The sequence below is a fragment of the Bradyrhizobium sp. GCM10028915 genome (genome assembly GCF_042666195.1).
Taxonomy (GTDB): domain Bacteria; phylum Pseudomonadota; class Alphaproteobacteria; order Rhizobiales; family Xanthobacteraceae; genus Bradyrhizobium; species Bradyrhizobium canariense_D.
Genome location: NZ_JBHTFN010000070.1, coordinates 110074 through 134194, shown reverse-complemented (window position 1 = coordinate 134194; position 24121 = coordinate 110074). Strand labels below are relative to the sequence as shown.

At 64.5% G+C, this 24121-nt stretch carries 23 protein-coding genes; 13 read left to right on the top strand and 10 right to left on the bottom strand.

The window, feature by feature from the left end; translation table 11 throughout:
• Positions 1-48: 48 nt before the first annotated feature.
• The gene (locus tag ACFQX9_RS34060; RefSeq protein ID WP_018460310.1) at positions 49-309 is read left to right on the top strand and encodes a hypothetical protein; all 261 of its coding nucleotides are present in this window, start codon (positions 49-51) and stop codon (positions 307-309) included.
• A 306-nt stretch (positions 310-615) separates the two neighbouring features.
• Here the strand turns inward: ACFQX9_RS34060 and ACFQX9_RS34055 are convergent, their stop codons facing one another.
• The 5 genes from ACFQX9_RS34055 to ACFQX9_RS34035 form a co-directional block, all read right to left on the bottom strand.
• Entirely contained in the window at positions 616-2343 is a 1728-nt protein-coding gene (locus ACFQX9_RS34055) for a methanol/ethanol family PQQ-dependent dehydrogenase (RefSeq protein WP_018460311.1), read from the bottom strand.
• 116 nt (positions 2344-2459) lie between these two features.
• Complete coding sequence (locus ACFQX9_RS34050) at positions 2460-3113, bottom strand: ubiquinol-cytochrome c reductase iron-sulfur subunit (protein ID WP_018460312.1); 654 nt, start codon at positions 3111-3113, stop codon at positions 2460-2462.
• A 264-nt stretch (positions 3114-3377) separates the two neighbouring features.
• On the bottom strand, positions 3378-3842 hold the full coding sequence (locus tag ACFQX9_RS34045) for a group III truncated hemoglobin (protein ID WP_377791681.1): 465 nt from the start codon (positions 3840-3842) through the stop codon (positions 3378-3380).
• Between the two features lie 139 nt (positions 3843-3981).
• Complete coding sequence (locus tag ACFQX9_RS34040; protein WP_085350558.1) at positions 3982-4833, bottom strand: 3-hydroxybutyryl-CoA dehydrogenase; 852 nt, start codon at positions 4831-4833, stop codon at positions 3982-3984.
• 258 nt (positions 4834-5091) lie between these two features.
• Positions 5092-6570 carry an FAD-binding oxidoreductase gene (locus ACFQX9_RS34035; RefSeq protein WP_377791680.1) on the bottom strand — a complete coding sequence of 493 codons (1479 nt, stop codon included), beginning with the start codon at positions 6568-6570 and terminating at the stop codon, positions 5092-5094.
• Between the two features lie 222 nt (positions 6571-6792).
• Here ACFQX9_RS34035 and hisC point away from each other — a divergent pair, with 222 nt between their 5' ends.
• Together hisC and ACFQX9_RS34025 are read left to right on the top strand one after the other, a co-directional pair.
• Entirely contained in the window at positions 6793-7845 is a 1053-nt protein-coding gene (gene hisC / locus ACFQX9_RS34030) for a histidinol-phosphate transaminase (protein WP_377791679.1), read from the top strand.
• A gap of 222 nt (positions 7846-8067) precedes the next feature.
• Positions 8068-8766, top strand: coding sequence for an ABC transporter permease (locus ACFQX9_RS34025; protein ID WP_085384849.1), 699 nt, complete (start codon positions 8068-8070; stop codon positions 8764-8766).
• Here the strand turns inward: ACFQX9_RS34025 and ACFQX9_RS34020 are convergent.
• Positions 8740-9549: a substrate-binding domain-containing protein gene (locus tag ACFQX9_RS34020; protein ID WP_377791678.1), complete on the bottom strand. Its 810-nt coding sequence runs from the start codon at positions 9547-9549 to the stop codon at positions 8740-8742. The genes ACFQX9_RS34025 and ACFQX9_RS34020 overlap by 27 nt on opposite strands.
• A 173-nt stretch (positions 9550-9722) precedes the next feature.
• Here ACFQX9_RS34020 and ACFQX9_RS34015 point away from each other — a divergent pair, with 173 nt between their 5' ends.
• The 3 genes from ACFQX9_RS34015 (at position 9723) to ACFQX9_RS34005 (ending at position 11717) form a co-directional block, all read left to right on the top strand.
• Positions 9723-9995 (top strand): hypothetical protein, encoded by a 273-nt coding sequence (locus ACFQX9_RS34015; protein ID WP_085384851.1) that lies wholly within the window; start codon positions 9723-9725, stop codon positions 9993-9995.
• Positions 9996-10322: 327 nt separating this feature from the next.
• On the top strand, positions 10323-11390 hold the full coding sequence (locus ACFQX9_RS34010) for a hypothetical protein (protein ID WP_377791848.1): 1068 nt from the start codon (positions 10323-10325) through the stop codon (positions 11388-11390).
• A gap of 60 nt (positions 11391-11450) precedes the next feature.
• Positions 11451-11717: a TonB-dependent receptor plug domain-containing protein gene (locus ACFQX9_RS34005; RefSeq protein ID WP_198957639.1), complete on the top strand. Its 267-nt coding sequence runs from the start codon at positions 11451-11453 to the stop codon at positions 11715-11717.
• Between the two features lie 11 nt (positions 11718-11728).
• On the opposite strand, the gene ACFQX9_RS34000 is transcribed toward ACFQX9_RS34005, so the two are convergent.
• Positions 11729-13045 carry an esterase family protein gene (locus ACFQX9_RS34000; protein WP_085384854.1) on the bottom strand — a complete coding sequence of 439 codons (1317 nt, stop codon included), beginning with the start codon at positions 13043-13045 and terminating at the stop codon, positions 11729-11731.
• Here ACFQX9_RS34000 and ACFQX9_RS33995 point away from each other — a divergent pair.
• The gene (locus ACFQX9_RS33995) at positions 13038-13313 is read left to right on the top strand and encodes a hypothetical protein (protein WP_083926599.1); all 276 of its coding nucleotides are present in this window, start codon (positions 13038-13040) and stop codon (positions 13311-13313) included. The two genes, ACFQX9_RS34000 and ACFQX9_RS33995, sit on opposite strands and share 8 nt — an antisense overlap.
• 7 nt (positions 13314-13320) lie before the next feature.
• Here ACFQX9_RS33995 and hutU read toward each other — a convergent pair whose 3' ends face one another.
• Genes hutU through hutI form a run of 3 tightly spaced genes read right to left on the bottom strand, consistent with a single transcriptional unit; the run spans position 13321 to position 17772 of the window.
• The gene (gene hutU / locus ACFQX9_RS33990) at positions 13321-14988 is read right to left on the bottom strand and encodes a urocanate hydratase (protein WP_085350669.1); all 1668 of its coding nucleotides are present in this window, start codon (positions 14986-14988) and stop codon (positions 13321-13323) included.
• Positions 14989-15001: 13 nt separating this feature from the next.
• Positions 15002-16558, bottom strand: coding sequence for a histidine ammonia-lyase (gene hutH, locus ACFQX9_RS33985; protein WP_377791677.1), 1557 nt, complete (start codon positions 16556-16558; stop codon positions 15002-15004).
• Positions 16558-17772, bottom strand: coding sequence for an imidazolonepropionase (gene hutI / locus ACFQX9_RS33980; RefSeq protein ID WP_018460326.1), 1215 nt, complete (start codon positions 17770-17772; stop codon positions 16558-16560). The genes hutH and hutI overlap by 1 nt, the downstream gene beginning before the upstream one ends.
• Before the next feature lie 84 nt (positions 17773-17856).
• Here hutI and ACFQX9_RS33975 point away from each other — a divergent pair, with 84 nt between their 5' ends.
• The 6 genes from ACFQX9_RS33975 (at position 17857) to ACFQX9_RS33950 (ending at position 23845) form a co-directional block, all read left to right on the top strand.
• Entirely contained in the window at positions 17857-19215 is a 1359-nt protein-coding gene (locus tag ACFQX9_RS33975; protein WP_018460327.1) for a formimidoylglutamate deiminase, read from the top strand.
• Positions 19212-19940, top strand: a complete 729-nt coding sequence (gene hutC, locus ACFQX9_RS33970; RefSeq protein ID WP_085350550.1) for a histidine utilization repressor — start codon at positions 19212-19214, stop codon at positions 19938-19940. Before ACFQX9_RS33975 ends, hutC begins: the two co-directional genes overlap by 4 nt.
• Before the next feature lie 106 nt (positions 19941-20046).
• Positions 20047-20991: an ABC transporter substrate-binding protein gene (locus ACFQX9_RS33965; protein ID WP_026234003.1), complete on the top strand. Its 945-nt coding sequence runs from the start codon at positions 20047-20049 to the stop codon at positions 20989-20991.
• Between the two features lie 73 nt (positions 20992-21064).
• A complete protein-coding gene (locus ACFQX9_RS33960) occupies positions 21065-21838 on the top strand; it encodes an ABC transporter permease (RefSeq protein WP_007601313.1) in 774 nt (257 codons plus the stop codon).
• Complete coding sequence (locus ACFQX9_RS33955) at positions 21835-22620, top strand: ABC transporter ATP-binding protein (RefSeq protein WP_162496351.1); 786 nt, start codon at positions 21835-21837, stop codon at positions 22618-22620. The genes ACFQX9_RS33960 and ACFQX9_RS33955 overlap by 4 nt, the downstream gene beginning before the upstream one ends.
• Positions 22613-23845 (top strand): Zn-dependent hydrolase, encoded by a 1233-nt coding sequence (locus ACFQX9_RS33950; protein ID WP_085350549.1) that lies wholly within the window; start codon positions 22613-22615, stop codon positions 23843-23845. Before ACFQX9_RS33955 ends, ACFQX9_RS33950 begins: the two co-directional genes overlap by 8 nt.
• Positions 23846-24121: the final 276 nt, after the last annotated feature.

The window sequence follows — 24121 nt, the reverse complement described above, 5'->3', positions numbered from 1 at the left end:
CACAAGGCGGCCTCGCGCCGTTTGCATCGATCTGACAGGAGCAGATCGATGACCCATATCCCAAAGGCGCTCGCAGTCTCGTTGCTGTCGAGCGCCTTTCTTTTGACGGCCACTGGCGCATACGCCCAGAGCAACACCACGCCGCCGACAACGGCGACGCGCCCCAGCACGCCGGACCAGAACTCGCTGCCCAACGCCAATGCCACGCCGCCCTCGACCACCCAGACTACCGGGCAGCACAATCCCGATCCCAAGGTTCGCGAGATGAACCAGAAGGAAAAGGACAAGGTCGAGCGCGAGGGGAAGTAGCGATCTGAGCATCGGCGTTTTGACATCGCGATTATCGGCTCTACTTCTTCGCCGAAGCGCATCGATGTGCCCTCTTTCCTTGCGGGAGAGGGCAGCGACGCCAGTTGCCACGATCACGCGTGGGTGGGGGGTATGCCTGCGCGGGTCCGCACATTGAGACGCGCGGATAGAACCCCTCATCCGGCGCTTCGCGCCACCTTCTCCCGCAGGGGAAGAAGGGACAACGCCCACGCAAAATGCGGCGGACGTTGCCGTCCGCCGCATTTGCCCCCTGACACTCCGCTTCTTTCGATCCGCCAGCGGAGCCTATTTCTTCAGCGCGAACACCCAGATCACGCCGCCCTGCGGCACGTTGGCTTCGATGCCGATATTGTTGGTCACGAGGGCATCCTGGATGCGCTGCGCATCCACGCCCCATCCCGACTGGATCGCGATGTATTGCGTACCGTCGATCTCATAGGACACCGGCATGCCCATGATACCGGAGTTGGTCTTCTGCTCCCACAGCAGCTCGCCACTCTTGGCGTTGAAGGCGCGGAAGTTGCGGTCGTTGGTGCCGCCCACGAAGACGAGATCGCCCGCGGTCGCCGTCACCGATCCGAACAGCTGCGATTTCGGGAAGTTGTGTTGCCACATCTTCTTGCCCGTAACGGGGTCCCAGGCCTGGAGCTCGCCGAAATGATCCGCCCCGGGCTTCGTCTTCAGCCCGATGTCCTCCGGCTTGGTGCCGAGCCAGAGTTCGCCGGGCTTGAGCGGAACCTTCTCGCCGGTGAACCCGCCGCAGAAATTCTCGTTGGCGGGCACGTAGACGAGGCCGGTCTTCTGGCTGTAGGCCGCCGAGGGCCAATCCTTGCCGCCCCACAGCGACGGACAGAACTCCACGCGCTTGCCGACCATCGGCTTGTGCGCGGGATCGACGATCGGCCTGCCACTCTCGGCGTCGATGCCCTTCCAGACGTCGGTGGAGACGAACGGCCAACCGGCGACGTAGTTGATCTTGGTCGGCGTGCGCTCGAGTATCCAGAAGATCGCATCGCGTCCCGGATGGACCAGGCTCTTGATGTTGCGACCGTCGCGTTGCAGGTCGATCAACATCGGCGCTTCGACCTCATCCCAATCCCAGGAATCGTTCTGGTGATACTGATGATAGGTCTTGATCTTGCCGGTGTTCGGATCGAGCGCGAGCACCGACGAGGTATAGAGATTGTCGCCCGGATGCATCTCGCCGGGCCAGGGCGCGGCGTTGCCTACGCCCCAATAGATCGTCTTGGTGTCCTTGTCGTAATTGCCGGTCATCCAGGCCGAGCCGCCGCCGTTCTTCCAGTCCTCGCCCTGCCAGGTGTCGTGGCCGGGTTCGCCTTCGCCCGGAATCGTATAGGTCCGCCAGAGCTCCTTGCCGTCCTTGGCGTCATAGGCGGCGACATAGCCGCGCACGCCGAACTCGCCGCCGGAGCCGCCCACGATGACCTTGCCGTCGACGATCAGCGGCATCAGGGTCATGTACTGGCCCTTCTTGTAATCCTGAACCTTGGTGTCCCACACCACCTTGCCGGTCTTGGCGTCGAGCGCGACGACATGGTCGTCGGTGGTGGCCAGATAGAGCTTGTCCTCCCAGAGGCCGACGCCGCGACTGGTCGGATGCAACTGGAACAGGTCGTCGGGGAGCTGCCGCTTGTAGCGCCAATATTCGTCGCCGGTCTTGGCGTTCAGCGCGATCACCTGGCCCATCGGGGTCGCCACGAACATCACGCCGTTGTTGACGATCGGCGGCGCCTCGTGACCTTCGACCACACCGGTCGCGAAAGTCCAGACCGGGGTGAGGTTCTTCACATTCGAGGTGTTGATCTGGTCGAGCGGGCTGTAGCCCTGCCCGTCATAGGTCCGCCGGTAAAGCATCCAGTTGGCGGGCTCCGGGTTTTCCAACCGCTGCGCGGTAACCGGCGCGTAGTTCTCGATCGGGCCTGACATGGCGGCGGTCGATGCAAGACACGTGAAGGCGACGAAGCCGGACAGTAACCATTGCTTCCTGGTCATGGACGTTCCCCTTTTTTATCCGTTTGAATTCTTGTTTTGAATTCTTGTCGTTCGTCCCGTCGTCCGCCAATCGGCGGATGCGGCCTCTCGTGACGCGGGCACAACCCGCACGCCCATCATCCCGGCTGCGCGCCACCTACCTTTCCGATGAAGTTTCCGGCGACGCTGAGCGAGCCGTCAGCCAGCGCCAGCGGCAGCGCAGCGAGCCGTCGCGGCGCCGGCCCGAACACGACCTGCGCGCCCGCGCGAGGATCGTATTCGGAGTTGTGGCACATGCATTTGAGCACTTCCTTGTCGCCGACATCGCTCTTCACCCAGGCCGTGACAGGACAGCCGGCATGCGAGCAGATTGCCGAATAGGCGAGGATGCCGTCGACAGCGCGCGCTTTCGTCTGCTCGTCGAGCTCGGTGGGGTCAAGGCGGATGATCAGAATCTCATTGAGGCGCGAGGCGCTGCGCACGACCGATGTCTTCGGATCTTTCGGCCAGGCATGCACCGGCGGTCCGCCGGCCGACAGAGCGGCCGCGGTGACGGGCTTTCCCTCCTGATCGCCTTCGGAGAACACGAGCAGATCGCCCTTCTGAGGCCGTTCGTCGGAGCCGGGCGCATCCTCGCCCGCGTGGACCTGCGTGGAACAGGCGAGGCACGCCGTGGTGGCCAGCGCATTCATCAACAGCGCCCGCCGGGTTTGCTCCGTGCAGGCGTCAGCGTCGGATTCCGCTGTGTTGTCGGAGGATGAAGAGGATGTGTTGAACGATGCACGCGACATGCCCGCAAGGAGGCGCTGGAACTCTGCCGAAAAAAAGGCAAAGATTTTTTCCCGCAGTGCATCACATGGTTATGCTCGCACTGATTGAACGCGAACACGCGCATTTACGCGCATTTTTCTAATTGCAACGTCACGCTACGCGACCGGCATGATGATTTTGCAGATCAGATCAATGCTGCCGGTATTGGTGCAATGCGCCGACGCTCGGCGCCATCGTAGCGCCATCAGCGCGGCTGCGCATTTCTCAGGCAGGCGTTTTGTGTTCTAGGAGCGGAGCACGTGACGCGGCGCAGCGATACGTCCGGCCAACGTTGCCGACGCCATCTCAAAACTGTCGGCGATGCGGCGCGCCCTGTCGATGAAGAGCGCGGCTGCCGGCGGCGCGCAGACCTCGCGCGCCGTCTGTTCGAACAAATCGAGCCAGCGGTCGAAATGATCCCCGATCAGGTTCAGTGGCATATGCGCCCGCATCGGTGAACCATGGTAGCGGCCGCTCATCAGCACGACCGACGACCAGAAATCCCGGAGCTTGGCCAGGTGCTCGTCCCAATTCTGCACGATCGCGAACACCGGCCCCAGCAGCTCATCCTCGCGCACGCGCCCGTAGAAGCGGGTGACGAGTTCCCCGATCATCTCTTCGGTGATCCCCGTGCGCTCGATTGCATCCTGGGTCAGCAAATTCCGCCGCGCGGTCGCAGCCTCGCGCTCGGCCTTCAGTCGATCCGACATGTCCCTTGTTATCCGTTCCGTTGTTCCCGCAGGCCGCCCGTTCGACATTGTCGGGCCGATTGCGCGCGGCGTCTTTGTCGCAGCGCAAATCGCGGGGTCTGGCGGCGAGCACACTCAACGCCCGCCGCCCGCGCCGTTGTCAGGCGCTGTAGGTATAAAAGCCCTGCCCCGTCTTGCGGCCGAGATGGCCGGCATCGACCATTTCCTTGAGCAAGGGGGCCGGACGGTATTTGGGGTCGTTGAAGCCTTTGTAAAAGACCTCCATCACCGACAACATGGTGTCGAGCCCGACGAGATCGGCGAGCGCCAACGGGCCGATCGGATGGTTGCAGCCGAGCTTCATGCCGGCATCGATCTCTTCCGCCGTCGCAATCCCCTCCTGCAGCGCGAAGATCGCCTCGTTGATCATCGGACAAAGGATGCGGTTGACGGCAAAGCCCGGGCTGTTCTTGGCCGTGATCGCCACCTTGCCGACGCGCTTGGCAAAATCGAGCGCCTTGGCGTGGGTGTCGTCGGAGGTCTGCAAGCCGCGGATGAGCTCCAGCAGCGCCATGACTGGAACCGGATTGAAGAAGTGCATGCCGATGAATCGGTCGGGACGGTCGGTCGCCGCGGCGAGCTTCGTGATCGAGATCGACGAGGTGTTCGTGGCGAGCAGCGTGCGTGGCGACAGCGTCGCACAGAGATCCTTCAGGATCTTGACCTTGAGTTCCTCGTTCTCGGTCGCGGCCTCGATGACGAGATCGCAATCGACGAGCTTGGCGCGGTCGGTGGTGCCGGTGATGCGCTTGAGCGTGGCGTCGCGATCGCCCGCCGACATCTTCTCCTTCTTGACCAGGCGCTCGAGGCTGCCGCCAACCGTCGAAATCCCGCGGTTCACTGCCGCATCGGAAATATCGACCATCACGACCGAAAGCCCGGCCGCGGCACAGATCTGCGCGATGCCGTTCCCCATGGTGCCTGCCCCGATGATGCCAACGCTTTGGATCATTGCCTCAAATCCTTCATCCTTGCGGACGTGCCATGCCGGCCCGCCCCTTTGTTCCTGCATCAGGGTCTAGCACCCCCCCCGGGCGGGTGCGACCTGATCCTGTCCCTTCCTTAAAGCATCCAAGGCGGGAATAAAGCCGCCTTTCGGCCGCCACACGGCATGATTTGACGCCCCCGGCTGTTTGGCCCGGCCTATCCGCGGCATCCGTCTCCGTGAGCGCCGAGCGTTCGGGAGCACCGGGCTTGAGGTGGGCACAGCTCAACCGAGACGAAGCACCTTGCCCGGATTCATGATGTTCTTGGGATCGAGCGCCCGCTTGATCGTGCGCATGATGTCGAGCTCGGTCCGGGAGCGATAGTGCTGGAGTTCGTCGAGCTTTTCGATGCCGATGCCATGTTCCGCCGAGATCGAGCCGCCCATGGAGGTGACGAGGTCGTTGACGGCCCGTGTGATCGCCGCGGAATATTGGGAGAGCGTATCGCGGTCCATGCCCTTCGGGCCCATGAAGGAGAAGTGCACATTGCCGTCTCCGATGTGGCCGAGCGGATAGGGGCGGATCGCCGGCAGGATTGCGAGTACGGCCTCGAGACCGCTGTCGATGAACTCGGGAATCCTGGAGACCGCGACCGACACGTCGTAGCTCAAGCCCGGACCTTCGGTGCGCGATGCCTCGGCCACGCTCTCGCGAATCCGCCACATGTTGCGCGACTGCGCTTCGGTTTGCGCGATCACCGCATCCAGCACCCGGCCCGTCTCGAGTTGGTCGGCCAAGAACTGCTCCATCCTGTCCGACATGCCCGTGCCTCCGTCCTGCCGTGGCCGTGCCGATGACCATTCGAGAAGGAGATACCATTCCGTCTCAGCCTTGAGGGGATCCTGGGTGCCGGGAATGTGGCGCAGCACCATGTCGGTGCACGCACGGCTGATGAGCTCACAGGAGCCGACATTGTCATCGGAAGCGGCATGCGCCTCCGACAGAACGTCGATGGCTGCCTTGGGATCGCGAATTGCGAGCCATGCCGTGCACACGTCTTTCGGCGCCGGCCAGAGTTTCAGCACCGCCTTGGTGATGATGCCGAGCGTCCCTTCGGCGCCCATGAACAGATGCTTGAGGTCATAGCCGGTGTTGTCCTTCTTGAGTGCGCGCAGGCCGTCCCAGATATCGCCGTTAGCCAGCACGACCTCGAGACCCAACACCAGATTTCGCGCATTGCCATAACGCAGCACCTGCACGCCGCCGGCATTGGTGGACAGATTACCTCCGATCATGCACGAGCCCTGAGCACCGAGGCTGAGCGGAAAGAGGCGGTCGTGGCGCGCGGCTGTGTCCTGAAGCGTCTCGAGGATGCAGCCCGCCTCCACAGTCATAGCATAGCCGACGGGATCGATATTCAGCACCTGGTTCATGCGACCAAGCGACAGCACGATGCCGCGGTGCATGGGCCACGGCGTGGCACCGCCCATCAGGCCGGTGTTGCCACCTTGCGGAACGATGGCAATGCCGTTGTCGTAGCAGAGCTTGACGACAGCGGAGACTTCCGCGGTGATGGCCGGACGCACGATCGCCGCGGCCTGCCCCGCCAGCGTGCCGCGCCAGTCGGTCACGAAGGGCAGCTTGTCCTGCTCGTCCACGATCAGGCCTTTGTCGCCGACGATGGCCCGCAAGCGGTCGAGAACGGCTGACGTCACCGGCGCGCTCGGAATCGAGGGGGCGGTGGGAAGGGCTGCACCCGGCATGTGTTCCTCTCTTTTCGGCCGTTGCGCGCCTTGGGGCGCGCCGGCCTTCGTTCTTTTTCATTCTGGGCGGTGGTGCAATGACCCTAGCATAGGGGTCGCGCTTGCGGGAACGTCTCCGGCAGTAAGCCTCGTGCGGATTTGCCTGCAATGCTGAACGCAGGCGCACTTCCACCGGGCTCCCGCATACCCTACTGTGCCCCGATCAAATTCGGATTGGAGCTCATGAGCCGTTTCTGGAGTCCAGTCGTCCACACGCTTTCGCCCTATGTCCCCGGCGAGCAGCCCAAGCAGGACGGCATCGTCAAGCTCAATACCAACGAGAATCCCTACCCGCCCTCGCCGCGCGTGCTGGCGGCGATCGCATCGGCCGCGGAGCGGCTGCGCCTTTATCCCGATCCGCGCGCAACCCGCCTGCGCGAGGCCATCGCGGCCCATTGCGATGTGGCGCCCGAGCAAGTGTTCGTCGGCAACGGCTCCGACGAGGTGCTGGCCCACACCTTCCAGGCACTTCTGAAGCACGAACCACCGCTTCTATTCCCCGACGTCACCTACAGCTTCTACCCTGTCTATTGCGGCCTCTATGGAATAACGCATGACGAGGTGCCGCTCGATGCTGCGATGAGGATCGATATCTCCAACTACAGGCGACCATCGAGTGCCATCCTCCTCTGCAATCCGAACGCTCCTACCGGCATCGCCCTTCAGCGCGACGCAATCGCATCGCTGCTGGCCGAACAGCCGGACCGGCTGGTGGTGGTGGACGAGGCCTATGTCGATTTCGGCGCCGAGAGCGCCGTGCCGCTGGTTGCACGCCACGACAATCTGCTGGTTATCCAGACTTTCTCGAAGTCGCGCTCGCTCGCTGGCCTGCGGGTTGGTTTTGCAATCGGCCAACGACCGCTGATCGAAGCGCTGGAACGGGTGAAGGACAGCTTCAACTCCTATCCGCTCGATTGCCTCGCGATCGCCGGCGCCGTCGCCGCGATCGAGGACGACGGCTGGTTCCGAGACACCCGTGCCCGTATCATCGCAAGCCGCGAAACCTTGGCCCGCGATCTCAGACAACTCGGCTTCGATGTGCTGCCGTCGCTCGCCAACTTCGTTTTCGCGCGCCATCGAAGCCGGAGCGGAGCAGATCTCGCGGCAGCGCTTCGCCAGCGTGGCGTTCTGGTGCGGCATTTCGGAAAGCCGCGCATCGAGGACTTTCTGCGCATCACGGTCGGGACGGAGGCCGAGTGTGCCCGGCTTGTTGAAGTGCTGCGCGGCTTGATTTGAGCCCCAACGGTCCCCGCATCGGGCAACGTCAAACGATGAGGCCGAACGCCACCTCGGGCCATGCCGCGCAAGGCTTTGATCTCCGGTCAAATTCGGGGTACCAAACCGCTCCGCCGCTGCCTTGCATGACGATGCCCTCAGGGAAATATACGTGAATCACCTCCGCAGTCCCGAAATCGGCGCACCCGAGGCATCGTGGCGGGCGCCGAAGCTCGGGCACGGATGAACGACTTCGCGCGATCCATCGGCGCCGCATTCACACTGATCGGCGAGGCCGACGCAGAGCTTTTGGGCATCGTCGGGCTGTCGGTGCGCGTCAGCCTGACCGCCAGTATCCTCGCCCTTCTGATCGGGGCGCCGTTCGGGGCGCTGCTTGCGATCACCCGGTTCCGTGGGCGGCAGGTCATCATCGTCCTGACCAATGCCTTGCTTGGCCTTCCGCCGGTCGTGGTCGGGCTCGCGCTCTATCTTCTGCTGTCGCGCTCCGGCCCGCTCGGGGCCGCCGGCCTGTTGTTCACGCCAGCGGCCATGGTGGTCGCGCAGACGCTGCTCGCCACACCCATCGTGGTCGCACTGGTGCACCGGCCGGCGAGCCTGCTGTGGGCGGAGTATGGCGACCTGGCGCGGATCGACGGGCTGTCAACGCTACGCAGCATCGGCTTGCTGTTCGCGCTGGGCCGGACCTCGCTGCTGACGGCCTTTCTCGCAGCCTTCGGGCGCGCGATCGCCGAGGTCGGCGCCATCCTCATCGTCGGCGGCAACATCCGCGGTTTCACGCGCACGATGACGACGGCGATCGCGCTGGAGACCAGCAAGGGCGACCTGCCGCTGGCGCTCGGGCTCGGGTTGATCCTGCTCGCACTCAGCGTCGCAGTGTCGACCATCGCCTTCCTGCTAGTGGGACGCGTTGGGGAAAAATAGCTGCTCGCCCCCGATCTTGTAGCCGGCGATGGTCTCCTGCCCCCCAGGAGAGATCAGCCAGTCGATGAAGGCCTGCCCGTCCCGCGCCTTCACGTTCATATGCTTGGCCGGATTGACCAGCATGACGCCGTACTGGTTGAACAGCCGCTTGTCGCCTTCGGTGAGGACGGCGAGCTCGCCGCGATTCTTGAATGACAACCAGGTGCCGCGGTCCGACAGGAGATAGGCGTTCAACGACGACGCCATGTTGAGTGCCGGGCCCATGCCCTGCCCGATCTCGCGATACCAGCTGTCCTTGGCGGCACCGAGGTCGATGCCTGCCTCCTTCCACAGCCGCAGTTCGGCCGCGTGCGTGCCGGACTTGTCGCCGCGCGAGATGAACGGCGCCTTCACGGCCGCGATCTTGCGCAGCGCCTCGGCCACGTCCTTGCCGCCGGCGATCTTGGCGGGATCGCTCTTCGGCCCGACAATGACGAAGTCGTTGTACATGACGTCGAAGCGCTTCACGCCCTCGCCTTCGGACATGAACTTGTCTTCGGCGGGCTTGTCATGGACGAACACGACGTCTGCATCGCCGCGCCGTCCGATGTCGAGCGCCTGGCCCGTGCCGACGGCCACGACCTTCACGTCGATGCCCGTGGCCTTCGAGAATAGCGGCAGCAAATAGCCGAACAGGCCCGACTGTTCCGTTGATGTCGTCGAGGCCACGGTGATGGCGCGCTCCTGCGCGATTGCGATCGTGGACCAGAGCAGAACCGCTCCGAGAGTCATAATCCTTTTCATGCCTCGTCCTTACACCAGATGCCCGATGTTCCAAACTCTGCCGTCGATAGAGCCGCACAGGGAACCTCGACAAGCGCCTCAGCGCGCTTGGTCATCATCCTCGCGACGCCCCCCTGTGAGGAACGTCCGCTCCGCGGGCAAGTTGTCCTCGAGTCAACCCAGGAGGAAACCAGATGAAGAAGATCATTTTGGCATCCGCATGCATCATGGCGCTGGCGACCGGCGGCGCCTTCGCTCAGACACAACCCGCCCCAGGCGCATCCGGCCAGGGCGACGTGGGCCCCTCGTCGCGGGGCCCCGCGACCAAGGGCATGACGACCGGCGCGTCGTCGAACATGCAGAACGAGGCCGCCGACAGCAAGGGCAAGCAGACTCCGTCGGCCGGCGGCAGCAACACCAATAACATGGGCAGCCAGGCCGGCGGCGGCGCTGGCTCCGGAAAGTAGCCTGGCATCGATCGGAAATTCTGGAGAGGGGGCGATCGTCCCCTCTCCAGAAGTCTTCGTTGCATCAAAGCTTGTCGACGTCATACGCGAAGGTCTTGGTGTCGAACGAAGCGTATTGACGGTACTGCACCTTGATTACGGTCACGTCGATTACACTTACGTCGGCATTACAGTCACGCCGACTAAATTGCAGCCGTGCGCTCTGAAAAGCGTGAATGTTCTGCAATTGGTCCCACCTACATTGACATCAGTGTGACAGCCGGGGATTTTTACATTGCTGGCGAATCAGCGATGGCCTCAAGCCGAGTACCTCTTGGACAACTCCCAGTGCTTTCGAGACTGATATCGTTGCTGCGCCGCATTCCCGCGGTGAAATGGGCGTTCGCGCGGCTTCGGCCCGCGCCGCATGGCGGCAGCATCGACGTCGCGCCTGAGACGGCAGACGCCTCACCCGGCATTGTTGCCGAAATTGCAGACACGGCTCCGGCTCTCGACACCAGCATCAGCGCGGATCCGTCGCACTGCGACGCCGCCGTCGCGGCTTCAGCCGTCGAAGACGACGCCTCCAGCCCTGTCATCGCGGAGAGCCCGTCGGAAACGCTAGCCGATGTCAGCGGCAGCGACGATTCATCCCAAGAGACGCCGACGGAAGTCGAGCCGATCGTCGTGGAAGCTTCGGTTGCGACCATCGACGTCGAGCGCGAGCCGGTTGACGTCCCCGAACCCATCATCAACAGCGATCCAACTTCCGAACTCGCGGACGACGTTGAGCCCGTCGTCGCGGAGAAGGCCTCTTCTGTCGATGTCGAGGTCGCTCCGGTTGACGCTATCGCTCTGGTCGTCGACGTGGATACTTTCTCGACTCTGGACGACATGTGTGTCGCGTTCGCCGATCGCGATATCTCGCGGGAGCATGTCCCTGAGGATAGCATCGAGAGCGATCCCTCCCCCGGCGCCGCCGAAGACTCCACCGAGACCCTCGGCGTCGTCACAACTATCGAGCCGGCTCCGGCCCTCGTGTCTCCGGCTCCGGAGATCCCGTATGCACGGAAAGCTCGCGCGAGAGCCGCAGAGCCCGCCGACCGCGGCGCGCTGATCCGGCAGCGCTGGGCGGAGACCGGGATCAGGATGTGGAATCCGCGCCTCCACGGCGTCGGTGATGCCACGCTGAACATCCAGGGCAGCGTCGGGCTGCTGCCGCCCGCGCCCGGCGAGACGATGCCGCGCTACGACAAGCTGGAATTCCGGATGCTCGGCGGACAGATCGTCTGCGAAGGCGTGATTGTCGAAGCCCCCGCACATGCAAGCCAGCGCAGTTTTACGCCGCTCGCCGAGCCGGGGAAACTCGATCCGGTCCGCGAATTAACGCGGAAACGCCAAGCCGCTCTCGCCTGACCCTTTATTCCAGCGACGACCAGCCCATGCTAGGCTAACGCCCTGAATTTGGGAGATCGCATGCGCGCAAAATCTTTGCGACTGGTCGTGATTGCCGCCCTCTGCGTCTCGCAAGGAGCCTTCGCCGCATCCAGTAAACGCCATGCGCCCACGACCGATCAGGCCTCATCCTACAAGGCCGACCGCCTCTCCTCTTCGCGCGGAGAGACGATCCTCAACACGCCCGGCCAGACCACCGTGCTGACGCGAGAGGTCCTCGACGACAAGAACGCCACGAGCCTCAAGGACGCCATGCGCTCGACCGCCGGCGTGACAATCGGGCGCTAGGCCACTTTCGCTCAGGGGATAGGATAGCCCTTCCAGACCCACTCCAGCGCCGACGGCAGCGTCTGCGCGATCGTGGGACGGTCGACGTGCTTGGCGTTGCGTACGAACAGAAACTGATAGTGGTAGCCCTTCTCCGCCAGCACCTTGGCCATCAGCGCGTTGGAGAGGGTCCAGTCGTGCATGCCGTCGGGAATAGTGGGGTTCGGATAGAACAGGTCCTGGTCGCCGCCGAAGAACCAGAACCGGATCGGCTTGGTCGGCGCAGCGACGATCAGCGGCAGGCCGGGCGGCTCGGCCGGCGTGAGCACGCCCGCCTTGGAGATGAGATTGGGTGTGGCCGGCCCCGTCCATGCGCTGTGATACTCCCAGGCACCGCCGCGCAGCGACGGGTCATGCGGCCATTGCTGGTTGACCATGGTCGGCGAGAACGCCAGCACGCGGTGATAGAGATCCGGATAGAACCACGCCATGGTGAAGGCTGCCACACCGCTCGAACTCAGCCCCATGGTCGCACGCCCGTCGGGATTTCTGGTCAGCTTGACATCGGCGTTCTTTTCGACCAGCGGCAGCACTTCACGCTCGACGAACTGCGCGTAGGCACCTGACACCGCGTCATATTCGCGGCCACGCTGACTGCCCTGTGCGTCCTGCCCGCCATTGCCGATCTGAATCGCGATCATCGGCGGCACGCGGCGCTGCGCAATCAGATTGTCGAGCGTGACGGCGAGGTCCTTGTAGGCGTTGGAGCCGCCGTCGCCGACCACGATGAACGGCGCCTCGCTGCCGCGCACATATTGCGCCGGCACATAGACGTCGATGGTGCGCGACCAGACGCCGGGATGGCTGGTGGTGACGATCATGTGCGACTTGTCGTCCGGCGCCGTGACGGTCGTCATGATCGAGGAATTGGTGCAGCCGGCGGCGTCATCGCGGATCAGGCCAGGATTGTAGATGGTGCTCTCCTTCGACGACAGCGTGAAGGACTTTGTCGTCCCACGCGGCACGCCCTCCTTCGCGATCGTCTCCGGCGCAGGATTGTGGGTGGGACCGATGATGAAATTGCCCTCGGCACCCGGTGGCGGCAGCGTTCCGTCAGGAAGCTCTGTGGCGCGTGGATAATTGGGATTGGATGGATCGCGCGTCGGAGGCGCCGTCTTGAAGTCAAGACCCGTCGTATCAATGAAGAACGGGCCCGCCTTGTCGGTGGTGTTGGCCCCAGGCGGCACGGCCATGTTCTGGGTGACGCAGGCCGGCTGCGAGAAGGCAATCGAAGTGAAGGAGACGACGGAAATCAGCGTCCCCGCAAGGACGGAGAATGATTTGGTCATTTCAGCTCCCGATACCGACGAGTCTTTCTGGCTCGCCTTGGCGCAAAGTATGACGAGCCGACTGTGCGCGGTCAAACCTCAGCCGGCCGCGTTGCGGCTATGGCCGCCATGCTCAAAACGGGCAGGCACGGTTACTCCAGGCCGGCTGGGATGCGACTTCATCCAGGGCTACTACTTCGCAAAGCCCATGCACGGCGACGCGATCGACGAGTATCTCGCAAAGGAACGCCAGCGCCTCGGCAGCGCCGAAGCCAGGGTCGTGGCCTAAGTCGCGCCTAGCGCAGGCTCGGCAGGTCGAGCCCTTTGTCGCGGGCGCAGCCGATCGCGGTGTCGTAGCCCGCGTCGGCGTGGCGCATGACGCCGCTGGCAGGGTCGTTCCAGAGCACGCGCGCGATCCGCTTCGCCGCTTCCGGCGTACCGTCGGCGACGATCACCATGCCGGCATGCTGGGAATAGCCGATGCCGACGCCGCCACCGTGATGCAGCGACACCCAGGTCGCGCCGCTGGCGCAATTGAGCAGGGCGTTGAGCAAGGGCCAGTCGGACACAGCGTCCGACCCGTCCTTCATCGCTTCGGTTTCGCGGTTGGGGCTCGCCACTGAACCGCTGTCGAGATGATCGCGGCCAATCACGATGGGTGCCTTCAATTCGCCGCGCGCCACCATCTCATTGAAGGCAAGGCCCAGGCGATCGCGATCGCCGAGCCCGACCCAGCAGATCCGCGCCGGCAGGCCCTGGAACTTGATGCGCTCCCTGGCCATGTCGAGCCAATTGTGCAGATGCTTGTCGTCAGGCATCAGCTCCTTGACCTTGGCGTCGGTCTTGAAGATGTCCTCGGGATCGCCCGACAGCGCGGCCCAGCGGAACGGCCCGACGCCGCGGCAGAACAAGGGACGGATATAGGCGGGAACGAAGCCGGGAAAATCGAAGGCATTCTTCAGGCCCATGTCCTGCGCCATCTGGCGAATATTGTTGCCATAGTCGAGGGTCGGAATGCCCAGTGCATGGAAATCCAGCATGGCCTGGACGTGCTCAACCATCGAGGTCTTCGAGGCGCGCTCCACGGCCTTGGGGTCGGCAGCGCGCTTGGCTTCCCACTCGGCGAGCGTCCAGCCCTTCGGCAAATAGCCGTTGATCGGATCGTGCGCGCTGGTCTGATCGGTGACGATGTCGGGCCTGACGCCACAGCGGACCAGCTCGGGAAAAATCTCCGCGGCATTGCCGAGCAGGCCGACCGAGACCGCCTTCTTCGTCTTCGCTGCGTCGGCCATGATCGCAAGCGCCTCGTCCAGCGTTGCGGCCTGGCGATCGAGATACCCGGTGCGCAGACGCATCTCGATGCGGCTCGGCTGGCATTCGACCGCCAGCATCGAAGCCCCGGCCATGGTCGCAGCCAGCGGCTGCGCGCCGCCCATGCCGCCGAGACCGGCCGTCAAAATCCATTTGCCGGCGAGGCTGCCGCCATAGTGGCGGCGGCCAACTTCAACGAAGGTTTCGTAGGTGCCCTGCACGATGCCCTGGCTGCCGATATAGATCCAGGAACCCGCCGTCATCTGGCCGTACATCATCAGGCCCTTGCGATCGAGCTCGTTGAAATGATCGAGCGTCGCCCAGTGCGGCACGATGTTCGAGTTCGCGATCAGGACACGCGGTGCATCGGCGTGGGTCCGGAAAACGCCGACCGGCTTGCCGGACTGGACCAGCAGCGTCTGGTCGTCCTCGAGCTCGCGCAGCGAAGCAACGATCCGGTCAAAGCTCTCCCAGTCGCGCGCGGCGCGGCCGATGCCGCCATAGACGACGAGCTCGCTCGGACGTTCTGCAACGTCGGGATCGAGATTGTTCATGAGCATGCGCAAGGGAGCTTCCGTCAACCAGCTCTTGGCGCTGATTTCGCTGCCGCGGGGCGCGCGGATGGTGCGTTCATTGTCCAGTCGGCGGTTCATGCGGAACACCTCGTCAGGCAAGTGTCGGAAACGGGTCGGTTGAAAGCTCGGCGAGCGCCGCAGCCGGCAGCGCGTCGGCTTCGACCAGCGCTGCAGCCCTGGCGAGATCGCCGGCCATGTAGCGGTCGGCGCCGAGCTGCGGCACCTGCTCGCGCAGTGCGGCGATGACGGCGGCGAGCGGCGCGCTGGTCGCATGCGGCGCGCGCAGCGTGATGCCTTGGGCGGCGACCAGCAGCTCAATGCCCAGGATGGTGGCGAGATTGTCCGCCATGTCAGACAGGCGCCGTGCAGCATGCGCGGCCATCGAGACATGGTCTTCCTGATTGGCGCTGGTCGGCGTCGAATCGATCGAGCACGCGGCCGCGCGCTGCTTGTTCTCGGCATAGAGTGCGGCCGCCGTCACCTCGGCGATCATGAAGCCGGAATTGATACCGGGATCGGGAGTGAGGAACGGCGGCAGGCCGAAATTGAGCGCGGGATCGACCAGCGTCGCGATGCGCCGCTCGCTGATCGCGCCGATCTCCGACAGCGCCAGCGCGATGGTATCCGCGGCAAAGGCCACCGGTTCGGCATGGAAATTGCCGCCGGAGACGATCTCGCCAGTCTCGACCAGGACGAGCGGATTGTCGGTGACGGCATTGGCCTCGATGATCAGCGTCCGCGCCGCCTGCACGATCAGGTCGAGCGCCGCGCCTGCGACCTGCGGCTGACAGCGCAGGCAATAGGGATCCTGCACGCGCTCGTCGCCTTCGAGATGCGACAGGCGGATGTCGCTGCCGTCGAGCAGCGCCATCAAGGTTGCCGCGGCCGCGATCTGTCCCGAATGGCCGCGCAGCGCCTGGATTTCGGGGCGGAACGGCGCCGTCGAAGCCATCGCGGCATCGACCGACAGCGCGCCGGTGACGAGCGCGGCGCGGGCCAGGCGAAATGCGCGCAGCACGCCGGAGACGGCGTAGGCAGTGGAGAATTGCGTGCCGTTGATCAGCGCGAGCCCTTCCTTGGGACCGAGCGTCAGTGGCGGTAGGCCGGCTGCGGCGAGCGCGTCGCTGCCTGATACGCTCTTGCCGTCGACGAACGCCTGTCCTTCGCCGATCATCACAGCGGTCATATGCGCGAGCGGCGCGAGATCGCCAGAAGCACCGACCGAACCCTGCTGCGGCACCAGCGGTGAGACGCGCCGCGCCAGCATGGCCTGCAGCTGCTCGATCACCTCGCGGCGCACGCCGGAAGCACCGCGCCCGAGCGAGATGATCTTCAGCGCCATCATCAGCCGGACAATCGGCTCGGGCGTCGCCGCACCGACGCCGCAGCAATGCGAGACGATGAGATTGCGCTGGAGCAGCGCGGTCTGGTCAGGTGGAATCCGCTTCGACGCCAGCTTCCCGAAGCCGGTGTTGATCCCGTACACGGGGACGTCGGCTCGCGCAGCCCTTGCAACGATCCCCGCGGCCGCGTCGACGCGCGGCCAGAACGAGGGATCGAGAACGACAGATGCGCCTTCGAGCACGCGCGCGAGATCGTCGAGGCTAACCGTTCCCGGCTTGACGACGATCGCTGCGCTCTCCTCCATCACTGTCCCCTCCACACCCGGCGGTGAAGCGGATTGAAGCCGATACGGTACACCAGCTCGGCGGGGCGATCGATGTCCCAGATCGCAAGGTCGCACCATTTGCCGGCCTCTAACGTGCCGGTATCATTGAGCACGCCGAGCGCTCGCGCGCCTTCGCGGGTGACACCCACAAGGCACTCGGCCACATTCATCCGGAACAGCGTCGCGCCCATGTTCATGGCGAGCAGCAGCGAGGTCAGCGGCGAGCTGCCCGGATTGCAGTCGGTCGCGAGCGCCATGGCAACGCCGTGCTTGCGGAACGCCTCGACCGGCGGTTTTTGCGTCTCGCGGATGAAGTAGAAGGCGCCGGGCAGAAGCACGGCCACCGTTCCGGCCTTCGCTATCGCCGCTGCACCGGCTTCGTCGGTGTGCTCGAGGTGATCGGCCGAGAGCGCCGAGAATTTTGCGGCGAGCGCAGCCCCGCCGAGGTTCGAGAGCTGGTCAGCATGCAGCTTAACCGGAAGTCCGAGCCGCCTCGCCGTCTCGAACACCCGCCCCGTCTGCTCGCCGGAAAATGCGATCCCCTCCATGAAGGCATCGACGGCATCGGCGAGGCCCGCCTTCGCGACCGCCGGCAACATCTCCCTGCAGACGAGATCGATGTAGCGATCCTTGTCGCCATCGGCCTCTGGCGGCAGCGCATGCGCGCCGAGAAACGACGTGCGGATCGCGACCGGCCGCTGACGGCCCAGGCTTCGCGCGGCGGCCAGCTGCCGCATCTCGGTCTCGGTGTCCAAGCCGTAGCCGGACTTGATCTCGACCGTGGTGGCACCCTCGGCAATCAGCGCATCGAGCCGCGGCAGCGCGTGTGCTACGAGCTCGGCCTCGCTTGCCTTGCGCGTCGCGGCCACTGTCGAGACGATACCGCCGCCGGCGCGCGCGATCTCTTCGTAGCTCGCGCCCTTCAGGCGCAGCTCGAACTCATGGGCGCGGTTACCGCCATAGACCAGATGGGTGTGACAGTCGACGAGACCGGGCGTGATCCAGCGCCCTCCGCAATCGATCCGGTCGGCTGCATCGGCGCTCGCCGGAAAATCGGTCTGCGAACCCGCATAAGCGATACGGCCGCCGCGCGCGGCGATCACGCCGTGCTCGATCTCACCGAGATCGGGACCATCGGCCCGCATCGTGGCGAGCCGGGCGTTATGCCAGATCCGGTCGAAGCGTTCTGCCATGCAACTGTCCCTTCGCGTGGGATGCTTGACTTATATGTCTAGACATATAATCGTGTCGCGGTTCTGTCCAGCCGGCATGGAAACATGACACGACTGCATTTCGCCTCCGCGCTCCTGCCCTCGGGCTGGGCCAATGACGTGCAGGTGGTGATCACCGCCGGCGCGATCGCCGAGGTGACGCCGGGCATGGCGCCGGTCTCCGGCGATGAACGCCACGACATCGCGTTTCCGGGACTTGCGAGCCTGCACAGCCACGCTTTCCAGCGCGGCATGGCGGGTCTCGCGGAACTGCGCGGCGATAGCACCGACACCTTCTGGACCTGGCGCGAGACGATGTACCGCTTCGCGCTGGCGATGACGCCTGACGACGTCGCAGCGGTCGCGACACTGCTTTATGTCGAGATGTTGGAGCAGGGTTTTACCCGCGTCGGCGAATTCCATTATCTGCATCATGATCGCGACGGCTCGCCCTACGCCGACATCGGCGAAATGGCCGCACGCATCGCGCAGGCCGCCGAAGCTTCGGGTATTGCGCTGACGCTGCTGCCGAGTTTTTATGCGCATGGCTCATTTGGGGGCGCAGCACCGCATGCCGGCCAGCGCCGCTTCATCTGTACGGTTGATCAATTTTCCGCACTGATGGCTGCCTCGCGCAAGGCGATTGAACGACTGCCGGGCGCGAATATCGGCATCGCGCCGCACAGTTTGCGCGCGGTGACGCCGGCCGAGCTTGCACCGATCATTCCACTCGCGGAGGGCGGCCCGGTGCACATTCATGCCGCCGAGCAGGTGAAGGAAGTCGAGGATTGCCTGGCGTGGTCCGGACGACGTCCGGTGCAATGGTTGCTGGAGCACGCACCCGTCGATCAACGCTGGTGCCTCATTCACGCCACCCACACCACGGACGAGGAAGTCCGCGCCTTCGCTAGGACCGGTGCGGTCGCCGGCCTCTGCCCCATCACCGAGGCAAGCCTTGGTGATGGCATTTTCCCGGCGCGCGAATTCGTCGGTGCCGGCGGTGCCTTTGGCGTCGGCACGGATTCCAATGTGCTGGTCGGCGTCGCCGACGAGCTGCGTCAGCTCGAATATGGCCAACGGCTCAAGCACCGTGAACGCAACGTGCTCTCTGCCGGCGCAGGCCGCTCGACGGGACGCGCCCTGTTCGATCATGCGCTTGCAGGCGGTGCGCGGGCACTAGCCCAGATGTCAGTCGGTCTGACGCCAGGTGCACGCGCCGACATCGTCACGCTCGACATCACGCATCCCTCGCTGGCGGGGCGCGCGCGCGATGCCGCCATCGACGGCTGGATCTTCGCTGGGGGCAACGGCGCGATCGATTGCGTCTGGGCCGGCGGCGACAAGGTCGTCGAAGGCGGGCGGCACAGACTGCGCCAGGCCGCGCGCGAACACTTCAACGCATCGGTGCGGAGGCTCGTCGCATGAGCCTCGCCACAGATGCCGGCGACAAGCCGACGCTCTACAAGCGGATCCGCGCCGATATCGAGAAGCGCATTCTGACCGGCGAGTGGCCGCCCGGGCATCGCATCCCGTTCGAGCACGAACTGGTGGCGCGTTACGGCTGCTCGCGCATGACCGTGAACAAGGCGCTGTCGGAGCTCGCGCAAGCCGACCTGATCGAGCGGCGGCGACGTGCCGGCTCCTTCGTCCGCCGGCCGCAACACCAGTCCGCTGTGCTCAAGATCGCCGACATGCGCGCCGAGATCACCGCGCTCGGGCGCGATTACGGCTACGAGCTGATCGGCCGCAAGCTCCGCGCCGCGACTGCGGCCGACCGTGACCGCCTCGGTGTCAAGAAGGCCGGCAAGGTGGTCGCGATCACCTGCCGCCACAGCGCCGACAACGTGCCTTTCGCCGTCGAGGACAGGCTGATCGATCTCGCGTCGGTGCCGGATGCGGCGGCCGCAGATTTTTCGCGTGAGCCACCCGGCTCATGGCTGCTTCACCATGTTCCATGGACAGAGGCAGAGCATACGATCAGCGCTATCGTTGCGGACGATCGCACGGCCGAAGCGCTCGACATCGCCGTCGGCGCGCCCTGCCTCGTGATCGACCGCTATACCTGGCGCAGCGCGCGCACGATCACCGCCGTGCGGCTGCTCTATCCCGGTGACTCTCACCGCCTTGTCGCCCGATTCAAGGGAGGCTGAGAGGACGATGTCGGCACAAATCGTGCAACGTTTCGGGCAACGGTCCATGAGGACCGACCAAGATCAACAGGACGTCAATCCATCGATCGGCAAGAGGACGACAATCATGCGTAGTTCGAAAGTATTTGCGGCAGTCATTGCACTTGCGGTCTCCACCCCCGTGCTCGCCGACGACGTCAAGGTCGGCGTCGGCATCTCCGGATGGACCGGGTTCGCGCCGCTGACGCTGGCGAAGGAAGCCGGCATTTTCAAGAAGAACGGCCTCGACGTCACCATCAAGAAGATTCCGCAGAAGGATCGCCATCTCGCGATCGCGTCCGGCGACGTCCAGTGCGCGGCGACCACCGTGGAGACCTGGATCTCCTGGAACGCCAACGGCGTCGCGACCAAGCAGATCTTCCAGCTCGACAAGAGCTACGGCGCCGACGGCATGGCCGTGCGCAACGAGCTTGCCGCGATCAAGGATCTGAAGGGCAAGACGGTTGCTGCTTCCGCGCCCGGTACCTCGCCCTATTTCGCGCTGGCCTGGATGCTCAAGAAGAACGGCTTGTCGGTGAAGGACGTCACTGTCGTGAACCTCGAGCCGGCGGCGGCGGCACAGGCCTTTGTCTCCGGCCAGAACGATGCCGCGATGACCTATGAGCCGTATCTGTCGACGGTTCGTGCCGCCCCCGACAAGGGCAAGATCATCGCGACCACGCTCGACTATCCGATGGTCATGGACACGTTCGGCTGCACGCCGAAATTCCTCACCGAGAACCCGAAGGCCGCCAAGGCGCTCGCCGACAGCTATTTCGAGGCCCTCGACATGATCGCCAAGGACCAGGCCAAGGCCTACGAGATCATGGGTGCCGACGTGAAGCAGAGCGGCGAGGCGTTCGGCAACTCGGCAAAATATCTGCGCTGGCAGGACAAGGCCGCGAACCAGAAATTCTTCGCCGGCGATTTCCTGACCTTCAACAAGGAGGCCGCCGACCTCCTGCTCGAGATCGGGATCATCAAGGCCGCGCCGAAGGTCGAGGATCTCTTCGACGCCAGCTATATCAAGTAAATCTCCCAGGAGCCGCCGGCCCCGTCTCGCCGCGGGGCCGGCAAACTTGTTCACCGCCCGGATAGACAGTTTGATGCGTCCCCTCGATCCCGTGACGTCAAGGCAGCGCGTGGCTTACGGCCTTGCGTTCTTCGTGGTGTTCGTAGCCCTCTGGTCCTGGGCGACCTTCGGCGGCCATGTGTCGAAGGTGTTCCTCGCCAACCCGCTGACCATGGTGCAGGAAGGCGTCGATCTGATCATCAAACAGGGCTTCCTGTTCGACATCGGCATGACGATTTGGCGCGTCGTCGGCGGCTTCGTGCTGGCCGCAATCATCGCGGTGCCGTTCGGCGTGCTGATGGGCGCGTACAAGCCGGTCGAGGCCTTCCTCGAACCGTTCGTTTCCTTTGCGCGCTATTTGCCGGCCTCCGCCTTCATTCCCCTCCTGATCCTGTGGGCAGGCATCGGCGAGCTGCAGAAGCTGCTCGTCATCTTCATCGGCTCGGTGTTCCAGATCATCCTGATGATCGCGGTGACCGTCGGCACCACGCGGCGCGACCTGGTCGAGGCGGCCTATACGCTGGGAGCCAGCGACCGCGGCATCATCCGCCGCGTGCTGTTGCCCTCTTCCGCGCCGGAGATCGCCGAGATCCTGCGGCTGGTGCTGGGCTGGGCCTGGACCTATGTCATCGTCGCCGAACTGATCGGCTCCTCCTCCGGCATCGGCCACATGATCACCGACAGCCAGGCGCTGCTCAACACCGGCCAGATCATCTTCGGCATCATCGTGATCGGGCTGATCGGCCTCGTCTCGGACTTCCTGTTCAAGGCGTTCAACGCGTGGCTGTTTCCCTGGAGGCTCGCATGACGATCCTCAAGATCGAACAGGTCTCGCGAACTTTTCCCGCGCGCCACGGCAACGCGCCAACGAGGGCGCTGGAGCCGACCGACCTTGTGATCGGCAACAACGACTTCGTCACCATCCTCGGCCCTTCCGGCTGCGGCAAGTCCACGCTGCTTCGCATCGTCGCCGGCCTCGATCGCCCGACCGGCGGACGTGTGGTGCTCGACGGACGCGAGGTGACTGGCCCGGGCGCCGACCGCGGCATGGTGTTCCAGTCCTACACGCTGTTTCCCTGGCTGACGGTGCGCGAGAACATCGCCTTCGGCCTTCGCGAGCGCGGCGTGCCCGAGGTGGAGCGAAACAAGGTCGCCGATGCCTTCATCCGCCAGGTCGGTTTGTCCGGCTTTGAGAACCATTGGCCAAAGCAGCTCTCCGGCGGCATGCAGCAGCGCACCGCGATCGCGCGCGCGCTCGCCAATGATCCCAAGATCCTGCTGCTCGACGAGCCCTTCGGCGCGCTCGACAACCAGACGAGAGCCCTGATGCAGGAAATGCTGCTCGGGATCTGGGAGCGCGACCAGAAGACCGTGCTGTTCGTGACCCACGACATCGAGGAAGCGATCTTCCTCGGCAGCCGCGTCATCGTCATGAGCGCGCGTCCCGGCCGCATCAAGGCCGAGATCAATGTGGACCTGCCGCATCCGCGCTCCTACAAGATCAAGACCACGCCCGAATTTGTGCAGTTGAAGGAACGGCTGGTCGAGCAGATCCGCACCGAGGCGTTGAAGGTTGCCGAGCATGCCTAACACCTTTTCACGCGCAAACGGCGAGCGCGTTCTCGCCGATCTCAATGCGCTCCGTGCCATTGGCGCGTACAAGACCGGCGTGCACAAGCCGACCTTCTCCGAGCCGCACAAGCTTTCGCTGGATTGGCTGGTGCAGAAGCTGCCCGACGCAGGCCTCTCCGCCGCGATCGACGGCATCGGCAATGTCTTTGGCACCAGCGCAAAGTCGGGACCCAAGCTGCTCGCGGGATCGCACCTCGAAAGCCAGAACTACGCCGGCTGGCTCGACGGCCCGCTCGGGGTCGTCTACGCGCTCGAAGCGGCCCGCGTGCTCAATGCCGATCCCTCGCTCGAAGGCGCGGTCGAGGTTGCCGCCTGGTGCGACGAGGAAGGACACTTTGGACACTTTCTCGGTTCGCGCTCCTATGTCGGCCAATTGACCGAGACCGACATCGATGCCGCACGCGACCGCACCAGCGGCCGCACCATGCGGGCCGCACTTGCCGACATGGGGCTCGCAGGACGACCACGCATCGCCGCCGAGCCGGGCCGGCACGTCGGATATCTGGAAGCCCATATCGAGCAGGGCGACACGCTCGAAAGCGGTCGCCTTGCGATCGGCGTCGTCACCTCCATCGTCGGCATCTGGCAATACCAGATCAATTTCGTCGGTGAACAGAATCACGCCGGCACGACCCGCATGGCTGCACGGAAGGATGCCGGGCTGGCGCTGGCAAAGTTCTGCGTCGCGATCGACGAGCGTTTCCCCGAGAGCTGCGGCCTGCGCACGGTCTGGACCACCGGCCGCATCACGCTCGATCCGGGCGCACCGAGCATCATTCCGGGTGCGGCCGAAATGCTGTTCCAGATCCGCGACGACGATCCTTCCGTCGTCGCACGGCTGGAAGAACTGCTGCGGAGCATGGCGGACGAGGTCAGCGCGAACGGCCCCTGCACCGTCACCGTGGACAAACTGCGCACCGGTGCGCCGGCCATGATGAACGCGGGCATCCAGGACGCGATCGAAGCCGCGAGCAAGGCCCTGGCCGGCGGACGGTCCATCCGCATGCCCAGCGGCGCCGGCCACGACGCGCAGATGCTGGCGACAATCATGCCCGCGGGCATGCTGTTCGTACCGTCGATCGGCGGCATCAGTCATCACTGGACCGAGAACACCGCCGACGTCGACATCGTCACCGGCGCCCAGGTGTTTGTCGACGCTTGCCAGCGGATACTCGGCGGCTAGAACGATTACAGACACAGCTTCGCATCCTCGCGGCGTGTTTCGCCCGAGCTTTGCTTCGTCGCTTCACCCTCTTGTCCAAGAGGGCGCAGGGAAGGCCGGGTGCCGGCTGGCACCCGCGGTCCGCTGCGCGAAAAGCACACGCAGGAAAACCGCACAGCAGCATACAGGTGTAGCCAATCACTCGGCCTTCCCTGCGCGATGGTTGGACGGCTTATGCCGTGCTCTCCCGGGAGCCGAGTTCTCTTTGGCCTCCCTCGCCCCAACGAAAGTCACCGG